Annotated in this window: 16 protein-coding genes; 9 read left to right on the top strand and 7 right to left on the bottom strand. The window is 44.2% G+C overall.

Annotation, left to right across the window (positions count from 1 at the left end):
* The coding region (locus EYW48_RS11695) for a VCBS domain-containing protein (protein ID WP_277432452.1) at positions 1-3,917 on the top strand (3,917 nt) is incomplete at its 5' end.
* Positions 3,918-3,979: 62 nt separating this feature from the next.
* Here the strand turns inward: EYW48_RS11695 and EYW48_RS11690 are convergent.
* Genes EYW48_RS11690 through EYW48_RS11675 form a run of 4 tightly spaced genes read right to left on the bottom strand, consistent with a single transcriptional unit; the run spans position 3,980 to position 9,431 of the window.
* Positions 3,980-4,522 (bottom strand): GNAT family protein, encoded by a 543-nt coding sequence (locus EYW48_RS11690; RefSeq protein ID WP_277432451.1) that lies wholly within the window; start codon positions 4,520-4,522, stop codon positions 3,980-3,982.
* A gap of 50 nt (positions 4,523-4,572) precedes the next feature.
* Positions 4,573-5,343, bottom strand: coding sequence for a peptidoglycan binding protein CsiV (locus EYW48_RS11685; protein ID WP_277432453.1), 771 nt, complete (start codon positions 5,341-5,343; stop codon positions 4,573-4,575).
* Between the two features lie 48 nt (positions 5,344-5,391).
* Positions 5,392-8,853 carry a transcription-repair coupling factor gene (gene mfd / locus EYW48_RS11680; protein ID WP_277432450.1) on the bottom strand — a complete coding sequence of 1,154 codons (3,462 nt, stop codon included), beginning with the start codon at positions 8,851-8,853 and terminating at the stop codon, positions 5,392-5,394.
* An 8-nt stretch (positions 8,854-8,861) separates the two neighbouring features.
* Positions 8,862-9,431 (bottom strand): PilZ domain-containing protein, encoded by a 570-nt coding sequence (locus tag EYW48_RS11675; protein WP_261917939.1) that lies wholly within the window; start codon positions 9,429-9,431, stop codon positions 8,862-8,864.
* Between the two features lie 165 nt (positions 9,432-9,596).
* On the opposite strand from EYW48_RS11675, the gene lolC reads away from it, so the two are divergent.
* Genes lolC through lolE form a run of 3 tightly spaced genes read left to right on the top strand, consistent with a single transcriptional unit; the run spans position 9,597 to position 12,729 of the window.
* Entirely contained in the window at positions 9,597-10,805 is a 1,209-nt protein-coding gene (gene lolC, locus EYW48_RS11670; RefSeq protein WP_261926702.1) for a lipoprotein-releasing ABC transporter permease subunit LolC, read from the top strand.
* Positions 10,798-11,484 (top strand): lipoprotein-releasing ABC transporter ATP-binding protein LolD, encoded by a 687-nt coding sequence (gene lolD, locus EYW48_RS11665; protein ID WP_176246629.1) that lies wholly within the window; start codon positions 10,798-10,800, stop codon positions 11,482-11,484. Before lolC ends, lolD begins: the two co-directional genes overlap by 8 nt.
* Positions 11,485-12,729 (top strand): lipoprotein-releasing ABC transporter permease subunit LolE, encoded by a 1,245-nt coding sequence (gene lolE, locus EYW48_RS11660; protein WP_277432449.1) that lies wholly within the window; start codon positions 11,485-11,487, stop codon positions 12,727-12,729. It begins immediately after the preceding gene.
* Positions 12,730-12,997: 268 nt separating this feature from the next.
* On the opposite strand, the gene EYW48_RS11655 is transcribed toward lolE, so the two are convergent.
* Positions 12,998-13,507, bottom strand: coding sequence for a DUF2062 domain-containing protein (locus EYW48_RS11655; protein ID WP_172533430.1), 510 nt, complete (start codon positions 13,505-13,507; stop codon positions 12,998-13,000).
* 6 nt (positions 13,508-13,513) lie between these two features.
* On the opposite strand from EYW48_RS11655, the gene EYW48_RS11650 reads away from it, so the two are divergent.
* Genes EYW48_RS11650 through kdsB form a run of 5 tightly spaced genes read left to right on the top strand, consistent with a single transcriptional unit; the run spans position 13,514 to position 19,461 of the window.
* Positions 13,514-15,757: a DNA internalization-related competence protein ComEC/Rec2 gene (locus tag EYW48_RS11650; protein ID WP_277432448.1), complete on the top strand. Its 2,244-nt coding sequence runs from the start codon at positions 13,514-13,516 to the stop codon at positions 15,755-15,757.
* 32 nt (positions 15,758-15,789) lie between these two features.
* Positions 15,790-17,538, top strand: coding sequence for a lipid A ABC transporter ATP-binding protein/permease MsbA (gene msbA, locus EYW48_RS11645; RefSeq protein ID WP_277432447.1), 1,749 nt, complete (start codon positions 15,790-15,792; stop codon positions 17,536-17,538).
* A 3-nt stretch (positions 17,539-17,541) separates the two neighbouring features.
* Complete coding sequence (gene lpxK / locus EYW48_RS11640) at positions 17,542-18,549, top strand: tetraacyldisaccharide 4'-kinase (protein ID WP_277432446.1); 1,008 nt, start codon at positions 17,542-17,544, stop codon at positions 18,547-18,549.
* Positions 18,530-18,709: a Trm112 family protein gene (locus EYW48_RS11635; protein ID WP_053310089.1), complete on the top strand. Its 180-nt coding sequence runs from the start codon at positions 18,530-18,532 to the stop codon at positions 18,707-18,709. Before lpxK ends, EYW48_RS11635 begins: the two co-directional genes overlap by 20 nt.
* Positions 18,709-19,461 (top strand): 3-deoxy-manno-octulosonate cytidylyltransferase, encoded by a 753-nt coding sequence (gene kdsB, locus EYW48_RS11630; RefSeq protein WP_274671507.1) that lies wholly within the window; start codon positions 18,709-18,711, stop codon positions 19,459-19,461. The genes EYW48_RS11635 and kdsB overlap by 1 nt, the downstream gene beginning before the upstream one ends.
* 55 nt (positions 19,462-19,516) lie before the next feature.
* On the opposite strand, the gene EYW48_RS11625 is transcribed toward kdsB, so the two are convergent.
* Positions 19,517-20,038: a cytochrome b gene (locus EYW48_RS11625; RefSeq protein ID WP_261926708.1), complete on the bottom strand. Its 522-nt coding sequence runs from the start codon at positions 20,036-20,038 to the stop codon at positions 19,517-19,519.
* Positions 20,039-20,218: 180 nt separating this feature from the next.
* Positions 20,219-21,763, bottom strand: a complete 1,545-nt coding sequence (locus EYW48_RS11620; protein WP_053310086.1) for a SpoVR family protein — start codon at positions 21,761-21,763, stop codon at positions 20,219-20,221.
* Positions 21,764-21,767: the final 4 nt, after the last annotated feature.

The following is a 21,767-nucleotide window of genomic DNA, read 5'->3' as shown; positions in this document are numbered from 1 at the left end:
CATCTGCGGATGGCACGACTCATGACGTGGTTGTAACCATAACGGGTTCTGATGACAAAGCGATCATCACGCCAGACCAGCCGGGTGATGACGCGGGCGCGGTGCAAGAAGACGTAACGCTGACCACAAGCGGCAACTTAAATGTGGCTGATCCTGATGCAGGTGAGGCGCTCTTCGAACCTCAAACCGACGTTCAAGATGGCAATTGGGGTACCTTCTCTATCGATGCCGATGGCAACTGGACATATAAGCTGAACAACGGCCACCCAGACGTGCAAGCGTTAGACGCCGATAGCGATCCGGTGATTCGTACCATGACAGTGACGTCGGCGGACGGTACGACTCATGACGTGGTGATCACCATCACCGGCTCTGACGACATTGCGATGAATGATACGCATGCTGTACTGAGTGAGCTCCAGATTGGTACAGATATTGGTGCACGTACCGAAGGTGATTTGGTTGCAAACCTTGGTTCAGCAACAGATGCAGAATACCACTTTGATGCAAAACAGAGTCTGGATGGTGTTACCAGTGGCGGTAAGTCGTTGGTATTTGAAGTAAGTACTGATCAAAGTACTCTGACCGGATATATTGGCAGTGGAGCGGATAAGGTGACAGTGCTTGAAGCTCATGTCGACAGTAAAACTGGTCACTATTCTGTCGTTCAATATGCGCCTTTGGATCACACCGAGCAAGGTGCAGATAAGCTGGATATCCCTGTAAAAATCGAGGTGAATGCAGGTGGTCAATCGGAGAGTGCTACGCTTCATATTGACGTAATAGATTCACAGCCTTCGGTTACTTCTGCTCATTATGAGATCAATGACGTTGCTCCGCAGAACAATAGTGTTGTGATTGCGCTAGATGCATCCGGTTCTATGTGGAGTGACAAAGTAAAGGACGAGAATGGGCTTGAAGTCTCACGCTGGGATCTTGCACGAAGTGCAATTAAAACCATGTTTGAAAAATATGATGACTTAGGAGATGTTCGATTTAAGATCGCGACACATTCGGGTTATCCAGAAGGTAAAACGTCAGAATGGTTGAATTCAGTCGATGATATTGATGCTTATTTGGATTCTATCGGGCGTGGTGGTTGGACACCATACAGCCAAGCAATCGATCAGGTACATTCAGCGCTTACCGATCTGAACGGAGAAATGGAAGATACCAGTAGCCATCAGCTTTACTTTATTTCTGATGGCGCCCCGAGTGATTTTGGTTCGTGGACCAACATCTCCGATAGTGCCTATGCAGGATTGCGTGAAAGTTTGATGAAGTGGTCAGCCGCAGACGATTTTGAAAGTGCACAACGTTATGAGTATCTTGTTAAAGGTTGGGATAAGCCGACAGAAGCTGAGCAATCTATTATTCTAGAAAACGCTATGGAGCGCAGCATTAGTTCCAGTGGTGTGATCATCGATAATGTTTGGTCCATCGGTATTGGGGCCGGAGCTAATATAAAATATCTAGAGCCTGTAGCAACAGACAAGGGTTCGGCAATTTTGGTAACAGATGATTCACAAATTGAAGCTCTACTGACCAAAACTGTATCAGGCCAACTACAAAGTAACCTTCTGGATGAGCATAATGGTGATGCTCAGTGGGTGGATCACATCACTAGTAATGGTGAGACTTATTACTACAGCAAAGAAAATGGCAGTGTCACCACGAGTGATGGGGCTGTTATTTCAAGTTACAGTTTGGCACAGATCGATACAGAGCACGGCAAGTTGATTATCAACTTTGAAAATGGTCGTTACGATTACAAAGCCACGAATGTGGCTGGCCACCAACAGGATAAATTTGAAGTCACGATTATTGACTCTGATGGTGACACTGCAAATGGTGAAATTATTATCGATATTCGTGATCGCGCGCCAGAGTTTATCAGCACTGATGATGCAGACCAAATTCATGGTACTGATATTAGCGGTATGCCTACAGCAGATACTGCTAGCTTTAACATACCTGAGCATGAAGCAGGTGTATTGGTGGGGAAGGTTGAGGCTTTTGATCCTGATGGAAGCGATACTATTAAATACGAATTAAGTGGTGGTGATGCTAACCTATTTCGAGTGGATCCGAACAGCGGTGAGATCTGGTTGAAAGACGGCGTGAAACTAGAACATTCCACCCAGCAGTCCTATCAGTTAGCCGTGTCAGCAACAGATGGTGCTGACAGTGATACTACTCAGGTTACCCTGAATGTTACAGAGAATCACGCGCCGACTTCATCACCAGTTCAAGGCTTTGCGCAGATGGAAGCTCTGCCAATTAACAAAGTGACAGTCGTATTCGATGAGTCCAATAGCATGACCCGTACTTTTGACGGTCAGAATACAGTTGGCAGTGAAGCGACGGCTCCTAAATCTGAATCGAGAGCTTACAAAGCGGCAGAAGCACTGCATACCATGGTTGAAAATATGATTGCAGAAGGTGGTGAATCGAATACGTTTATTCGCCTGATCCGCTTTGATGGTGATGTGTCAACACAAAGCTGGCTTACGTTGACAGATGTTGAATCGATGACTCGCCCTCCAGAGTTGAATGGACGGAATGAAAATGATCCAAAATACCTCTCTGAGGTCGCCACTTATGTGAGTAACTGGTGCGATATTGACTATGGTAAGAACACCGACTACAACAAAGCCATGGAAGCGGTCATGGATGCAGGTGAAAAGCATCGAACCAGTTATCCTTGGCAAGACGGTCTTGATAAAGACGGAAATTTTGACTGGGATTTATACCAGAATGAACAACCAGTTGAAAGTAAGGATACTATATTCTTTATCTCTGATGGTGAACCAAACCCGCAAGAAGGTGAGGTAGCCAAACCTGATTTGTATCAGCGTTGGGAAGAGTACAAACAAATCAATGATGTTAAAGTCTATGGTATTGGTATCGCTTTGTCAGAGAATGCCAACGCAACTCAAGCGCTAGCTGAGTTAAGCGACAAAGTAGTGCTTGTAGATTCAGGAGAAGATCTGAGTCAGTATCTTAACCAATTCTCGCCAGAGCCAATTGCAGGTGAGCTTTTGGCTGGCAGCCAGGATGCAGATGGCGATACTATGACAATTTCTCTGGCTGACGAGGACTTCTCATTTCTAGGCGCAGATCTGCACGGCATTACCGTAAATCAACCCCTAGTGTCTTCGACTAATGATGTAGACGGTAAGCTGCATATTGAAACTGCGTTTGGTACCTTGGAAGTGGCCTCAAACGGTAGCTACAGCTTCACTCAGAGTGACGACATTACCCTTCAGGGTGACCAGCAGGCTGATCTAAACTTCCTGTTTAAAGTATCAGATGGTAAAGGTGGTACTAGTGATAATGTTTTTACCCTGACTTTGAGCGAATCAGGTAGTGATATTGCTAAAACCGAACGGAATTCTTTGGTTGGTGACGATCACGACAACTCACTTACTGGCGGTGATAGTATTGATATTATGCTCGGTTTGGCTGGAGTAGACACTTTAAACGGTGGCGCAGGCGATGACATTCTTGTTGGCGGTCAAGGTGATGATATCTTGATTGGTGGTCTGGGCAACGATATTTTGACTGGGGGAGAAGGTAGCGATCTATTTACCTTCTCCAACGATGTGCTAAGTGCTACGTCTTCTCAGGATGTGATTAAAGATTTCCATTTAGGGGAAGACAAGCTAGATCTGAGCGATATTATGCTGCTGACGGGTAATGACGCGAATGATATGGATAACCTGTTAGATCACGTAAGCACAAGTTTTGATGACTCTAACGATCTCTTGAGGCTAACCATTACTGGTGATAATGGTGACTCGACATCAGTTGCACTTGAGCACTTTGATATGTCAGGACTTGAATTGACCGTGTCGGCAACGTCGCATGAAATTGTTGAACAATTGTTTCAGCATCAAGTGTTTAAGATGGATTAATACTATCTATAGCTAAAATTGTTACTTTTAAAAACGGCGCTCGACAAAATTGAGTGCCGTTTTTAATGAGTAGGTATCACTGAAAAGACAATGCCATCTCTTGGTAAGCCATGAAACAGGAATCTGTTTTTTGCTAATGCTTCCATTTTGGCGCCACAGGCTAATGCCAGTTGCTGACTTGGGAGGTTGTCCGGGTCACACACAATTTCTAGACGGGTCAATTCAAGTTTGCTGAAACAGAATTCAATCAGTGCATCTAACGCTTCTTTGCCATAGCCTTTACGCTGCTTTGTATCACTCAGCCAATATCCTAAACTCGCCATGTTAAAAGTATGATAAAACTCGTTGACGGCGACCATTCCAATCAGTTGATGACTTTCCCTCAAATAGATCCCAAAACCTAATGCTTGTACTTTCACCCAGTTTAATCTTGTGGCGATTAAAAAGCGCTGCGCTTCATCAAGAGTAAAATGTGGGTGACACCAGTCAATCCACTGGTGAAGAGTTGGAGAATGAGAGACACAATCAGCCAAAGATTGTGCTTCATCAACGGTGATCAGCTTCAGTTCGAGACGTTGTGTGATGATCTGAAAATCGGGACTCATAGTCAAAGTTCCAAGAAAAAAACGCCCGTGTTCGGGCGTTATGAAGGAGACTACTGTTCGACTCGGCGGACTTGGATGATCATCCCCATTAATGGGTGATCCAGATAATGGGTTTCATTACTGCGCATACGACGCTTTTGGTCCATTCGATAGCTTTTTAAAAACTCTTCGATTTCCAACGTTGGCGAAACAGACTCTAAATTGCCAACTTGTACCGCTGCATTTTGATCTTCTGGCGCGATATCAAGCTCTAGAGGGGAATCCTGTAGCGTTACCTCTCTAACACTAGGCTCTTTTAAGTCAATAGTCGTTTCTGCATAAAGATAATGTTGTACGTAGATCTGTAGCTTACCATCGAGTTCATAAAGTGGTTTGGCAATACTTTGCTCGACAACGCCATTTACAGGTGAATCTTCTTGCTCGGTCACTTTTTCACTACCATTAACATTGAATTGGGTTGAGTAATCTTTGCCAGCTTGGATATGGAAAACGGGTGCAGAGCTTCTACCTTGGTCACCTTGTCGCCAAGCGGTATGCAACAGTACTTCAAAACCAGCATGATTTTTCAATTTTTGTACTTGGTCATTCAATTGGTAATCTGAGAAAGGCAGCATTTTTACGCCTTTTTCTTGGCGATAGTTTTGGTCACTAAAGTTACCCGCACGCTCAACATTGATCTCGGGTAGAGAATTAGGCCATGACTCGCTCACTTTCTCAGCATCAACCGCGCGCTTAAAAATGATCACTTCTATATCAAATTGTCTCGCTGCCAAACTTGGCATTGAGACAAGCAAGAGTAATAGGGGGATCAGTTTCTTCATCATAGCTCCATCATTTAGGTGCAAAGTTCAATATAAAAGATTGGCCTTTTATACTCTTGGCATTAGGTTTTGTTGGAATTCACTGAGCATATTTGCCACAAACTGAATTCGTTCGCGTCTATCGACTAATGGTACAGCAAACTTAAACTTAGTGGGTCCTTCCATCGCAAATTTTTTCGGTTGAGATTGCAGTAGTTTAACTAAAAACATCGGGTTTATGTCAGCATCTGGATAGAACTCGATATAACCACCTTTGTCATGCGCTTCTATTTTTTTGACTTTTAGCACAGCTGCATCAATTTTAAGTTCGGCTACTGAGAGCAAGTTATTCGCAGCATCAGGTAGTTTTCCAAAGCGGTCAATCAATTCCACTTTCAACTCAGCTAGCTCATCACGGCTACTGACACTGGCGATCTGTTTGTACATGGATAGGCGGGTATTGACATCGGGAATGTAGTCGTCAGGAAGCAAGGCTGGCAGACGCATTTCGACTTCGGTTTGCTCACGAAGTAAGTCCTCAAGCGCTGGTTCTTTACCTTCTTTTAGTGCTTCTACTGCTTGCTCTAACATTTCCATGTAGAGCGTAAAACCAATCGACTGGATCTGACCGCTTTGTTCGTCACCTAACAGTTCACCTGCGCCACGAATTTCCAAGTCATGAGTCGCAAGCGTAAAGCCTGCACCTAGGTCTTCGAGTGATGCAATTGCTTCTAAACGTTTAATCGCATCTTTTGTCATTGCTTTCGGGTGTGGTGTAAGCAAATACGCATAAGCTTGATGATGAGAGCGTCCAACACGGCCACGAAGTTGGTGTAACTGAGCAAGGCCAAGGTTATCGGCTCTATCCATAATGATGGTATTAGCGGTTGGTACATCAATACCGGTTTCAATGATGGTGGTACACACTAATAAGTTAAAGCGTTGGTGATAAAAGTCATTCATCACTTTTTCGAGTTCTCGCTCGCGCATTTGTCCATGGGCGATGGTGATGCGAGCCTCGGGAATCATTTTTTCTAAGTCTGCGGCCACTTTTTCAATGGTCTCGACTTGATTGTGTAGGAAGTAGACTTGGCCGCCACGCATGATTTCGCGCAGTACTGCTTCACGTATTGTGCTGTCATCGCTTTGTCGAACAAAGGTTTTAATCGCTAAACGTCGAGCTGGTGGTGTTGCAATGATGGATAGATCTCGCATACCGCTCATCGCCATGTTTAACGTGCGAGGTATCGGTGTGGCGGTGAGTGTGAGGATATCAACATCAGCGCGCATTGCTTTGACTTTCTCTTTTTGTCTCACCCCAAAGCGGTGCTCTTCATCGACAACCAATAAACCGAGGTCTTTAAACTTCAGCTCACTCGACAACAATTTATGTGTACCGACTAAAATGTCGACTTTCCCTTCAGCGACATCAAGCAGAATTTGCTTTTGTTCCTTGGCTGATTTAAAGCGAGAAAGCACTTCGACTCGGATCGGTAAGTTAGCAAAACGGTCACGGAAGTTTTCAAAATGCTGTTGGGCCAGCAAGGTTGTTGGGACTAATACTGCGACCTGTTTACTATTGTCGGTACATACGAACGCAGCGCGCATTGCCACCTCCGTTTTACCAAAACCGACATCACCACAAACTAAGCGGTCCATGGCTTTCTTTTGGCACATATCAGAGAGCACGGCGTTGATCGCCATGTTTTGGTCTTCGGTTTCTTCAAATGGGAAGCCGGCTTTAAATGTTGCGTATTGCCCGCGATCCAACGCGAATTTGTAACCCGGTTTGAGCTCTCGCTTGGCATAGACATCAAGCAGCTCTGCGGCGACATCACGCACTTTTTCCGCCGCTTTTCGCCTTGCTTTGGTCCATGCTTCACCGCCCAATTTATGCAGTGGAGCACTGTCTTCAGCGCCACCGGAGTAACGGCTGATAAGATTTAAAGAGGCAACCGGTACGTAAAGCTTGGCATCATTTTGGTATTCAAGAGTGACGTATTCGGTCACCATGCCACCAGCTTCAAGGGTTTGTAGCCCCAAATAGCGACCAATGCCGTGATCAATATGTACAACGGGCTGGCCGGGTTTTAGCTCTGCTAGGTTACGAATAACAGCGTCACTGTTGGTGACTTTACGGTCTTTCTTACGGCGAAGAATGACTCGATCGCCCAATAAATCGCTTTCGCAAATTAAGGCAAGTTTGGCGTCATCATAGATGAAACCGTGTTCGGCTGCGCCGAGCACTAAACAAACTTTATCTTTCGCAGTACATGCTTCTTGAAAGCTGGATTTTTCAACTGGGCGAAGTTTAATGCGCTGTAACAGTTCTAATAATGCTTCTCGGCGACCCTCGGATTCGACAGAAAAAACGATTTTGCCATTAAAAGTTTCACTAAATTGGCGCATAGCCACTAGTGGTTCTTTGTTTTTATGTTGAACCGCCAGCTCAGGTAAGGTCGACACTGGTAGATTAATGCGGCCAGGCTTTTCTGTGATAGGGGCTGTACTTAGTTGTACTTGAGCAACACCTTTAAATAAGCTGAATAATTCGTCTTTTTTGAGCCACAGTTCGTTGGGAGGCAGCAATGGACGCAATGGGTCAATTTTGCGTTGATCATAGCGATACTCAACGTCAGTCAAAAAATGATCGATGGCCTCTTCGATATTGCCTAGAGTGATCAATTGGCTTTGTGGGTCAATATAATCAAATAAGGTTTCTGTGTGCTCAAAGAAAAGTGGTTGCCAATATTCAATGCCGGCAGGCCACGTTCCCTTAGTGACTTGCATATAGACCGATTCGGGCTCACGGCGGGCATCAAAGCGTTGACGCCAGCGGATGCGGAAATCCTCAATGGCACCTTCGGTGGTAGGAAATTCATGTGCGGGTAGTAGACGAATTTCCGCGATTTCTTCAATTGAGCGTTGGTTCTCAGGGTCGAAAGTTCGAATCGTATCGATTTCATCATCAAAAAAATCGATACGATAAGGATCATGACTGCCCATAGGGAATAGGTCGAGAATGGAACCACGACTGGCATACTCACCAGGGCCAAAGACTTGATCGACATGTCGATAGCCGGAATTCTCTAATTGAATACGTAATTTTTCCAACGAAAACTGGTCACCGGTTTTGACCATCAAGGTATGCTGGAGCAAAAACTCACGAGGCGTTTGACGCTGTAGCAGTGTACTGACCGGAACGATAGTGATACCTGTTTTCAAGCTGGGCAGTTGATAAAGCCTTGCTATACGGTCAGAAATGATTTCTTGGTGTGGAGAAAAATTGTCATAGGGCAGTGTTTCCCAGTCAGGAAATAAAGCGACTTCGGCTTGGCTAAATTGTTCAATTTCTTGCAACAGTTTTAGCGCTGTTTGCGGGTCGGGCACGGCCAATAAAGTATGGCTTGGGTGCTGGTTAGCAAGCTCGGCGATTGCTAGAGCTAAGCTAGCGCCATGTAAGTTGCCAATGTGTTTTTTGTCTCCAGCACCTGCTGGTTTAACCAGAGAAAGTATCGATTGTTTAGTCATGATAACGCTTATGGTTTATTTCGCTTTAGAGAGCGTTGACGTAGCAATTTCTGCTGTTGGTAAAGTGCCGCTTTAATTAACAAGTCTTGATCGGTATCTCGTAGCAGATCGTACCTCATCGTGATGAGATATTGTTCGTGTTCTAATCGACAATCTGTGACCGAACTATAGCAATAAATGGCGGCGGGCGGATGGTCCAAAAACAGTTTAACTCTTGCTTTGCTGCCGATATTTAATGGGGCCGTGGTCATAAATGAAAACTGACTGGCACCAAAGGTTGTTGTGGTAAAGCGAGTTGCTGGGTCATCTTGCTGAGACAACATAAAGGTGAGCAACAAATTTAGCTTTGAATTCTGAGTTTCAAGTAATTGAATGACGTTCTTGAAATCGTTGTTTTTTAGCTCTAAGCGAGCACTTTCATTGAGCTGGTCAAGCTGGCTAAATTCGCTCGCCACAATAAATGGCGCAGGAATCTCGGCTTCAAAAATAGGCTGAGGAGGTAGCGAAAATGTGTCATCTAAAGGTTCAATATTGGTGGTTAATCCATAATGAACGGTAAAAAATTCTTGGTTGGTCATACAGGCTTCCTTCTCATCGCTCTGTTGATTATCGTCATACCGGCGAACTAATCAAGATATGTCCTTGTTATCGGGTTGAATTAACACATTATTGGCAAATTAATGCTACAACCTTGAATCGTTTGTCGTTACAGTATCGAGTATCACTTTTAGGCGGTTTTCCATATGTTTCATCCAGTTTCGACATTTATCGGCTTACGCTATTTACGTGGGCGTTCCGGCGATAGGTTCAGTCGATTTGTCTCTTATATGTCCACAGCAGGGATCACGATTGGAGTGATGTCATTAGTGACGGTGCTCTCAGTCATGAATGGCTTTGAATCTCAACTCAAAAGTCGAATTTTAGGCGTGCTGCCACAAGCGGTAGTTTCACAGCAAGGTGATAAAACGTCTTTAACCTTAGCGGCCCCCGATTTCATCAATAAACTATCAACTGCAAGACCAGTAGAACCGATTGTTCGCAGTGAGGCGGTGATTCAAAGCACTTCCCAACTTGCGGCTGGTCTGTTGATTGGCATAGAACCAAACCAAGATGATCCGATAAAAGCGTATTTAATTGCCGGTAAAGTGGATAAGCTCAAGCAAGGTGATTATCAAGTTTTTCTTGGTCATACCCTCGCGCGCTCTTTGAACGTGTCGCTAGGCGATAAGGTACGCTTGATGGTGACCAGTGCCAGCCAGTTTACGCCATTGGGACGTATTCCTGCGCAGCGTAATTTTACCGTTGCAGGGATATTTAATACTGGCTCTGATGTTGATGGGCAGTTAATGCTAACCCACATTCAAGATGCGGCACGCTTGCTGCGTTTACCTGCCAATACGGTTTCTGGTTGGCGACTATTTTTTGATGATCCTTTCGTTGTGGCTGATTTATCAAATGCTCCATTACCTACAGGTTGGGAGTGGAGCGATTGGCGCGACCAACGAGGCGAGTTGTTTCAAGCTGTACGCATGGAAAAAAACATGATGGGCTTAATGCTTGGGCTGATCATCGGTGTGGCTGCATTCAACATTATTTCAGCGTTGATCATGGTGGTGATGGAAAAACAAGCCGAAGTGGCAATACTCAAAACTCAAGGCATGAATGATAAGCAAATACTCGCCATTTTTATGGTGCAAGGTGCCAGTAGTGGTGTAATTGGTGCTCTTGCTGGTGGACTACTGGGGGTGTTACTGGCCAATAACCTCAATGCGCTACTCGAAACTCTGGGGGTTGCTCTGTTTTCAGTCGGTGGCACACTGCCTGTCGAAATTAATCCTGTACAAATATTGGTGGTGGTCATTTTAGCCATCGGTTTAAGTCTATTGGCTACACTTTTCCCTTCCTATCGCGCGTCATCCGTAAAACCCGCAGAGGCTTTAAGATATGAATAACCTTTTACAATGTCACAATGTCTGCAAAACCTACCAAGAAGGTGAGCTACAAACTCAAGTGTTAAAAGGGGTTAGCTTCAATATTCAAGCGGGAGAGTTAGTGTCAATTATTGGGACTTCTGGCTCAGGGAAAAGTACTTTATTACATATTCTTGGAGCGTTGGATGATGCTTCGCAAGGTTCGGTGTCATTTCTTGGGCAGGATTTATCGGCGCTAAGTTCGAACAAACAAGCCAAGATTCGTAACCAACATTTAGGTTTTGTGTATCAGTTTCATCACCTGCTTGCTGACTTTACTGCTCTAGAAAATGTAGCTATGCCTTTATTGATTGGTGGTCAGAAAACCTCTATAGCGAAACAAGCAGCCAAGGCGTTGCTCGAAAAAGTCGGTTTAGGGCATCGACTCTCTCATCGTCCTTCTGAATTATCTGGCGGAGAACGCCAACGTGTTGCAATTGCTCGTGCATTGGTTAATCAGCCTGATTTAGTATTGGCTGACGAACCGACAGGGAATCTTGATCATAAAACAGCATTATCGATTTATGATTTGATGCGTCAAATGAACCAAGAATTTGGTACGGCATTCTTAGTTGTCACGCATGATAGTGAGCTTGCTGAAAAAATGGACAGAAAGATGCACATGCAAGATGGCTTATTGATTGATGTGGAGGAGTCGTAAGTGCTGCCTTCTCTCTCTTTATTGATCGGCCGCCGTTTTAGCCGCGCTAAGCAACGCAACAAGATGGTGTCATTTATCTCACTTTCCTCAACTATTGGTATTGCGGTTGGGGTGGCGGTAATCATTATTGGTTTGTCAGCAATGAATGGCTTTGAGCGAGAGCTACAAAACCGCGTGTTATCGGTGATCTCGCATGGTGAATTTGAAGGTGTACAAAAACCAATAACTCAGTGGCAACTGTTGATCAAAAAAACCGTTCAACACCCTCAAGTGGAAGCGGGGGCGCCTTATGTCAAATTTACCGCCTTGGCGGAAAAAGGGCAGCAGTTAAAGGCGATAGAAGTGCGAGGCATTGATCCACAAATGGAGCGAGCGGTATCAAGTTTGTCACAATTTGTCTCCAATGGAGCATGGCAGCAGTTCAAGGCCGGACAGCAGCAAGTTATTCTAGGGAAAGGCGTAGCAGATAAGTTAGGGGCTAAAGTCGGTGACTATGTCACGTTAATGATTCCATCTCCTAATGCTTCAAGTAAAGTTCAGGCCCCTAAACGGGTTCGCGTCAAGGTATCAGGGTTGCTTGAACTTAATGGGCAAATTGACCATAGCCTTGCCCTTATTCCATTAGAAGATGCTCAGTCCTACGCGAAGTTGGGTAGTGGCGTGACCGGGGTGTCCATTAAGGTTTCACAAGTATTAAATGCCACGCAGATCGTCAGAGAAGTGGGCAGCACGTTAAATGAATATGTTTATTTACGTAGTTGGCAGCAAAAATTTGGCTTTCTATATCGAGATATTCAATTGGTCAGAACCATTATGTATTTGGTGATGGTGCTAGTGATTGGTGTTGCAAGCTTTAATATTGTGTCCACCTTAATGATGGCCGTTAAAGACAGAGCCGCAGAAATAGCGATTTTGCGCACTATGGGGGCAACGGATGGCTTGGTTAAACGTATTTTTGTTTGGCAGGGCGTTTTTTCTGGGGTGTTAGGTAGCGTGGTTGGTGGTATGGTCGGTGTGCTTGTTGCCTTAAATTTAACTTCACTAATCAAAGGACTGGAGTCATTGATCGGCCATCAATTTTTGTCTGGTGATATTTATTTTGTTGATTTTCTTCCATCTCAAGTCAACATGATGGATGTTGCGCTTGTTTCGTCTACGGCCATTGTTTTGAGTTTGCTTGCGACTTGGTACCCTGCCTCGCGGGCAAGCAAATTAAACCCTGCATCGGTTCTTAGTGCCAAGTAAAAAGAAGTTAGGGTGACCTTATTTATTACGATAGTTCTATACCCTTCTGACTTGAAGTTGCAGCGGTGTTGGCTACGTTCGCTTACCCTAATCACATAGTTTATCTATGCTCATGGGGATGAACTCACTTGTCGCCTACCTGCAACTTCAAGTGGTTTGGGCATACCATCCAAACCAATAAAAAAGGACCGATAAGGTCCTTTTTCAGTTTTCAACGACATGTTTTTGCAACATGAGTGCTTGGTTGCTCAAAAGTAGCGAAGATAAACTAACGAGTTTGGCGCTTTTGCCAACTTCTTACGACAGAATACCGCCATAAACCACGGATACCAAAATAGCCAATAATCGAAGACAGGACGCCACAAATTAGGCAGCCCAAAACGAACGGAGGCCCAATAGTGTGCATTTGCTGCACGATGAAGTGCCATGAAAGCTCAAAGTGGAAAGGTTGTGGCGGTACGTGCATAACCCATGCGCCCAGTTTATACGCGAAATAAAACAGCACGGGCATAGTGATAGGGTTACTTATCCAGACTAGTGCTACGGCCAATGGAAGGTTGACACCACATGCAATGGCAAGGCCTGCTGACATAATCATTTGACTAGGAAGTGGAACAAACGCCATGAATAAACCTACGGCAAAAGCCCCCGCCGCCGAACGACGGTTAAGACACCATAAATTGGGGTTGTACAGTACATTGCCAAAAACTTTTAGTGCTTTCTGACGCTTGATTAATTCATGGTCAGGCATAAAACGTTTTATGAATTTTCTTGGCATTAGAAAATGACTCTCATATCGAATTATTGGACGCTGGCTTCGTTCTCGCTAACCATTATCTCCGCTTCCTATTGGCCATTAATGCCAGACTGGAAATGGGCAATTCCTTTCATTCTCACTTTTATACTCTCTATGGGGTCTAAAAAGCTACGATTATTATCGGGAATTTCTGTAGCACTGCTAGTCATTTTTACTAACGGAAACTTACTGCACGAGCAATCAAATACTATTTTTCAGGCAGAGCAGAATATTATCATAAATGCCGAAGTTGACAGTCTTTTTAGACAAATAAGTTACGGTTATGAGGGTACAGTTTCGCTTAGATCAATTAACGGTCAAGTTTTGAGCGCATTCCTACAGCCTAAAGTTCGTTTGGTTGCCCCCTTACCTTTAATGATAGGCGACAAAGTACAATTTTCCGTGATGGTTAAACCTGTCTTCGGGCGTTTAAATGAAGCCGGATTTGATCTTGAATCTTATTATCTTAGTCAAGGTATTGTGGCTCGAGCAAGTGTGATTGCTAATACATCGTACTATGTCGAATCCTTATCTGGTCTGCGTATGGAGTGGTATCAGCAAATTAGAGCATGGTTAGAAAATGCGCCTAACCAAGGCATTTTATTGGCTTTAACATTTGGTGAAAGAGGTGATATATCAGCGTCTCAATGGCAAGCGTTGAGAGACAGTGGATTAATTCACCTAGTTGCTATTTCCGGTTTGCATATTGGTATTGCGTTTGGTTTTGGCTACGGTCTTGGTCTGTTTTTGATGCGATGGCACAGCCGTATGCTGTGGGCTCCTTTCGTGATAGGGAGCTTGTGTGCTTTGTTTTATGCGTGGCTTGCAGGGTTTACTATACCGACACAGCGCGCATTGGTGATGTGCTTACTTAACGTAGCGATAGTCGCGTTCAATGTGCGAATCAATACACTGCAAAGACTGTTCATTACTTTGTCTGTTGTACTATTTATTGATCCATTTGCCAGTTTATCTAGCAGCTTCTGGATGTCATTCGCGGCCATCAGTGTCATTTTTTATCAATTGTCTTTGCCCACTAAATCTCGCCCTTTATTGCTACGTTTGGTAGTGATGCAAGTCGGGCTGATTTTCTGTATGTCTCCGGTCACGGCTTATTTTTTTGGTGGTGTCAGTGTCAGTGCGGCGCTCTATAACTTGCTTTTTATCCCTTGGTTCAGTTTTGTGGTTGTGCCTGCCATATTTGTTGCATTGTTCTTTACTGCACTTGGCGTTGATTTTGCGGCGACATTGTGGCTTTGGTTAAGTAAGCTTCTTGTTCCGGTGGACTGGTTTACTTCTTTCGCTGGTGTAAGTTGGATAACGATTTCTTCAGATACGCTTACGCTGCTTTGCGCTTTATTGGGCATATTGATATTTTCACCGTTGATGTCTGTTTTTGCTCGAGGGATTAGTTACCTAATAGTGATCGCTTGCTGGGTGAGCATCCCACCCCCTTCAGCTTGGAAAGTTGATGTGCTAGACGTTGGTCATGGTTTAGCTGTGCTGATTGAAAAGGGTGGGCATTATGTGCTTTATGATACGGGATCGAGTTGGCAAGGTGGGGATCATATTCAGTCTACGGTAAGTCCTATTCTCACTAAGCGCGGTGTCGATCAATTAGATGGTTTGATTTTAAGCCATATGGATAACGACCACGCAGGTGGCCGAACGGAAGTTGAACGTGTCTGGCAACCAAGTTGGAAACGAGCAAGTCAATCATTGCTTGATTATCAGCGTTGTGTTGCTGGTGAAACCTGGCAATGGCAGCAACTCAATTTTGCTGTGGTTTGGCCGCCAAACCTCGCTAAGCGAGCCTATAATCCACATTCGTGCGTTGTTCGTGTTTTTGACCAAAACACGGGTTTTTCAGTACTGCTACCCGGTGATGTTGATGCTATTAGTGAATGGTTACTGGCGCGCACTAGCGAAGATTTACACAGTACGGTGATGCTCGTACCCCACCATGGCAGCCGAACATCATCTATTGACGCATTGATAAAAAAAGTGCAACCCGAGCTCGTGATTGCTTCATTAGCAAAAGGCAACCGCTGGCAATTGCCTTCACCAATGGTTGTCGAACGGTATCGAAAAAACGGAGCTCAATGGCTAGATACTGGTGACGCGGGACAAATCAGCATCACTTTTATTGATGAGCAATACTATGTAAACAGTTTACGTTTATCTCACTCGCAGCCATGGTATAGGCAGATGCTACGTAACAAGGTAGAATGAGCGTAATTTTTTCATAAGAACAAAGCACTTCTATGTCACAACATACTGACGAAACTACTTGGCAAACGTTTAAACGACTCTGGACTTATATCCGCCTCTATAAATCAGGTTTGGCTGTTGCTGTAGTGGCATTGATAATCAACGCAGTTTCAGATACTTACATGGTTTCTTTGTTAAAACCGCTGCTTGATGAGGGTTTTGGTAATGCTGAATCAGACTTTCTGCGAATTTTGCCCTTTATTATTTTAGGAATGATGGCGATACGAGGTCTGAGTGGGTTTGTTTCGTCTTATTGCTTAAGCTGGGTGTCGGGCAATGTCGTAATGCAAATGCGCCGCAAGATTTTCAACCAGTTTATGCATATGCCTGTTAGCTTCTTTGATAAAGAGTCTACGGGAGGGTTGCTGTCTCGAATTACTTATGATTCAGAGCAGGTAGCAGGAGCTACCAGCCGCGCTTTAGTTAGTATTGTACGAGAAGGTGCAAGTATTATTGGCCTGTTAACTTTAATGTTTTGGAATAGTTGGCAGTTATCATTGGTACTCATTGTTGTTGCTCCAGTAGTTGCAATGGGAATTAGCGTCGTTTCTAAACGTTTTCGCAAGATTTCTAAGGGTATGCAAACCACTATGGGACATGTCACGTCGTCTGCAGAACAGATGCTGAAAGGGCATAAAGTCGTGCTTAGTTACGGTGGTCAGAAAGTAGAGAGTAAACGCTTTGACAATGTTAGTAATAGCATGCGTCAGCAAACAATGAAGCTTGTCGCTGCGCAGTCTATTGCGGATCCTATCATTCAAATGATTGCCTCTTTAGCGTTAGTGACAGTGCTCTTTTTGGCCAGCGTTGATTCGATTCGTGCTGACTTAACACCTGGCACTTTTACGGTCGTATTCTCTGCGATGTTTGGTTTAATGCGCCCACTAAAAGCCTTAACCAGTGTGACTTCTGATTTCCAACGTGGTATGGCAGCAAGCCAAACCCTGTTTGCTCTTATTGATTTAGAAACTGAACGTGATAGTGGCACATTTGAAACCGATAAAGTGCGTGGTGATATCAAGGTTGAAGATGTAACGTTTACCTATCAAGGTAAAGAAAAACCTGCATTATCGAACGTCAATTTCGCTGTCCCTGCCGGTAAAACCATTGCTTTAGTTGGACGTTCAGGTTCAGGAAAAAGTACCATCGCGAGCTTGTTTACTCGCTTCTATGATGTGGATTCTGGTGCTATTTATCTTGATGAACATGATATTCGAGATTATAAACTGAAGAATTTACGTACCCACTTTGCGCTCGTTTCGCAAAATGTGCATCTATTCAATGACACAATTGCTAATAATATCGCTTATGCCGCAGAAGGTGAGTATAGCCGTGAACAAATTGAACATGCTGCGAAGTTAGCGCATGCCATGGAGTTTATTCAGACTATGCCTGATGGTTTGGATACCATGATTGGTGAAAATGGTGCGAGTTTGTCAGGTGGCCAAAGACAGCGTATTGCCATTGCGCGTGCACTGTTACGTGATGCACCAGTACTGATTTTAGACGAGGCGACATCGGCGTTGGACACTGAATCAGAACGAGCAATTCAGGCAGCATTAGAAGAGTTGCAAAAAAATAAAACCGTACTGGTGATTGCCCACCGTCTTTCTACTATTGAAGAAGCCGACGAAATTTTGGTGGTTGATGACGGTGAGATCATTGAGCGGGGTCATCATGCAGAATTGATTGCTAAAGACGGTGCTTATGCACAGTTACACCGAATTCAATTTGGTGACTAAGTGGTGATTGAGAAAATCTGGTTTGAAAATCATCCATTAAAATATCTATTGTGGCCATTGTTATGGCCGCTCAGTTTGCTTTTTGGTGTGATCAGTCAGTCACGCAAGCAGGCGTTTACACTTGGAAAGAAAGAGAGCTTTCGTGCTCCAGTCCCAGTGGTTGTCGTCGGCAATATTACTGCTGGTGGGAATGGAAAAACGCCGATGGTGATTTGGCTAGTAGAAGCTTTACAAAGACAAGGCTTTAAGCCGGGCGTCGTTTCTCGGGGGTATGGTGGGAAGTCGCCATTTTATCCTCTTGTCCTCAATGACAACACGCCTACAGCTCATAGTGGTGATGAACCAAAGCTGATTTATCGTCGAACTGGGGCTCCGGTTGCTGTAGCCCCAATTCGCTCCGATGCCGTAAAGGCCTTGCTGCCATTAGGGGTTGATGTAATTATCACTGACGATGGACTTCAGCATTATGCTCTGCAACGTGATATTGAGTTTGTCGTTGTGGACGGAGTGCGCCGTTTTGGTAATCAGCAGCTTATCCCGCTTGGGCCATTAAGAGAACCTGTCACTCGTTTAACCGACGTTGACTTTATTGTGACAAATGGTGGTCAGGCACAATGTGGTGAGATTGCGATGCATTTATCCCCAAGCTTGGCTGTCAATCTGGTTAGTGGTGAGAAAGTTCCTGTAAGCCAACTTGAAGATCTCGTCGCTTTTGCGGGGATCGGTCATCCCCCTCGTTTTTTTGATACTTTAGATAAATTAGGAGCAAAACCTATCGTCACTCAAGGTTTTGCGGATCACCAAGACTTTAAACCGTCAGAGTTAGCGGCGCTTGCAAAACAAGGTGCAAACGTCATTATGACTGAAAAAGATGCTGTTAAATGCGCGGGATTTGCCAAAGAAAATTGGTGGTATCTTCCGGTTTCTGCTCAATTTGACGCGAAAGATGAACAGCGTATTTTGGATAAAATAATAGAGGTAATGAAGCCATATGGATCACCGTCTGCTTGAAATCGTTGCTTGCCCTGTATGCAAAGGGAAGCTGACTTATGATAAAGAAAATCAAGAGCTTATTTGTAAACTTGATCGCTTAGCTTACCCGATCAAAGAAGGCATTCCAGTGCTTCTTGAACCGGAAGCTCGCAGCATGACGATGGAAGAGGGACGATAATGTCGTTCACGGTTGTCATTCCTGCACGTTATCAATCGACTCGTTTACCGGGAAAACCACTGGCTGATATTGGTGGTAAACCGATGATTGAGTGGGTTTATGAACAAGCTAAACAAGCCGGAGCCGATCGCGTGGTTGTTGCAACCGACGATGCGCGTGTAGAACAAGCGGTACAAGCTTTTGGCGGTGAGGTGTGTATGACGTCACCGAACCATGAATCAGGCACGGAACGTTTGGCTGAAGTGGTTAAACTGATGGGCATCGCCGATGATCATATTATTGTCAATGTCCAAGGTGACGAACCTCTTATCCCACCAAGTATCATTCAGCAGGTTGCGCATAATTTAGCGAATAGCACAGCACCGATGGCGACTCTGGCCGTCGAGATTGCCGATGAAGCTGAAGTGTTTAATCCCAATGCAGTCAAAGTCATCACTGATAAAGAGGGCTACGCACTCTATTTTAGCCGTGCAACGATTCCTTGGGATCGCGACAACTTTGCTTTTGCTCAAAAACAGATTATGCAGCCATTGCTTCGCCATATTGGCATTTATGCTTATCGAGCTGGTTTCATTAATACTTATATTAATTGGCAACCAAGCATGCTTGAGAAAATAGAATGTTTAGAGCAGCTACGTGTGCTTTGGTATGGTGAAAAGATTCATGTTGATGTGGCAAAAGAATCACCACCAGCAGGGGTTGATACACCGGAAGACTTAGAGTTGGTTCGCGCCATTGTGAGCCAGAGGTAGAAAAAGGAGCAAGTTGCTCCTTTTTTGTGTCTGCTATTAGCTATCGTCCTGATGGCTAGTTAAGTTTAATTCGTGACATAGTTTGATCTTTCATAATAAAGTGGTGGTAGAGTGCTGCTGCAATATGGCCTCCAATGACCGTTAACACCAAAATTTGCATCACTTCGCCATGAGCCGCTTTCCCTATATCGTAAAGCCATTCGCTTTTATCAATGATTGATGGAATAGCGTCACCAGCTATTGTGAGTTCTCGTCCTTTACCGGCAAAGCGTAGATAACCACTAATTGGCACAAGCAAAGTGATCAAGTAAAGAATGACGTGCACAGCGCGGAGCAGCGTTTTCATAATGCCATCGTCATAGACAGGGGCTGGAGCTTGTGTTGCGAGTTTTACCGCTAAGCGAGCAAGAGTGAGCGCAAATACACTCACCCCAAACCACGCATGTAAATTAAGCCAAAATACGCGCATTTCGCTTCCTTTGTCGGCAAAGGAACGTAGTGAGTCACTTAAAAATAGCGAAGCAAACAGTAAAGCAATCATCCAGTGGATTACGATGATGATTTTGTTGTATTTCATAAAAACATCCCTATAAAAGTTAGTGTCTTTATTTAAGCAAAATCATGATGAATTAAATGTGAACGACATTGTAATAAATTATTACTTTTCTCTGGGTGAGTGGCTTGGGAGATGGCTGAAAAGTAAAAGCGTACAGGGCATAAGGTTTCTGTACGCTTTTAATATAACGATTGGAGATGGTTAGATTCGGGTATCGTAATCTCCGCGTTGAGGGCAAGTGGTCAGAATTTCTCTGCGTCCTGTTTCTTTTACTTCTTCTAAAATGACATCAAATCCCCACAAACGGTAAAGATGTTTCATGACTTCTTCATAGCTTGGGTCTAGTGGAATACGCTCATGGGGGACATGTTGAAGAGTGAGCGAACGGTCACCTCGTACATCAACATTAAATACTTGGATGTTCGGTTCTAAATTACTTAGGTTGTACTGTGCAGCAAGCTTTTCTCGTATTGCGTGATATCCCGAGTCATTATGAATGGCGCTCACTTCAATAAAATTTTTTCTGTCATCATCTAACACAGCAAATAGTTTGAAATCGCGCATTAACTTCGGTGATAAATATTGGCTGATAAAGCTTTCGTCTTTAAAGTTTTGCATCGCAAAATGAACGGCATCTAGCCAATCTGTTCCTGCCAGTTCAGGAAACCACTCTTTATCTTCGTCTGTGGGTTCTTCACAAATACGTTTAATATCGCGAAACATAGCAAACCCGAGAGCATAAGGGTTTATACCACTGAAATATGGGCTGTTGTAGGAAGGTTGAGCGACAACGCTAGTGTGACTGTGAAGAAACTCGAGAATAAATTTCTCAGAGACCAAACCTTCGTCATAGAGATGATTCAAAATAGTGTAATGCCAGAACGTTGCCCAGCCTTCGTTCATTACTTGAGTTTGTTTTTGTGGATAAAAGTACTGACTTATCTTACGCACAATTCGTACGATTTCACGCTGCCAAGGTTCGAGTAACGGTGCGTGTTTTTCAATGAAGTAAAGAATATTTTCTTGAGGCTCGCTAGGAAATCGAACTTTAAGGTCTTCTTCTTTGGTTTTCGCTTTAGGAACGGTTCGCCAGAGTTCATTAACTTGCGATTGCAAATAGGCTTCACGTTCTTCTTGTCGCACTTTTTCTTCAGCAATGGATATTTTTTCTGGACGTTTATAGCGGTCGACTCCGTAGTTCATTAATGCATGGCAAGAGTCTACGAGAGACTCGACTTCTGACACGCCGTATTTCTCTTCACATTGTGTGATGTAGTTTTTCGCAAATAGCAGATAGTCGATAATAGAGCTGGCATCCGTCCAGGTTTGAAACAGATAGTTACCTTTGAAGAAAGAGTTATGTCCATAACAAGCGTGCGCCATAACTAATGCTTGCATGGTGACGGTATTTTCTTCCATGAGGTAGGCGATACATGGGTCGGAGTTAATTACAATTTCATACGCTAGACCCATTTGACCATGCTTGTAGCCTTGCTCGGTTTGAATGAATTTTTTACCAAACGACCAGTGGTTGTAGTTGATCGGCATACCAATGCTTGAGTAGGCATCCATCATCTGTTCTGAGGTGATCACCTCGATTTGGTTAGGGTAGGTATCTAGCCGATAGAACTCAGCGACACGGCGAATTTCCGTGTGGTACTGTTCTAAAATTTCAAATGTCCAGTCGGGCCCATCTGGTAGCATTTTGTTTTTATGCTTGGCCGCCCCTTTAGTTTTTGTCGTCATTAGC

It is taken from the genome of Vibrio sp. 1180_3 (assembly GCF_029478545.1).
GTDB classification, from domain to species: domain Bacteria; phylum Pseudomonadota; class Gammaproteobacteria; order Enterobacterales; family Vibrionaceae; genus Vibrio; species Vibrio aestuarianus.
This window is presented reverse-complemented; position numbering and strand designations above follow the sequence as displayed.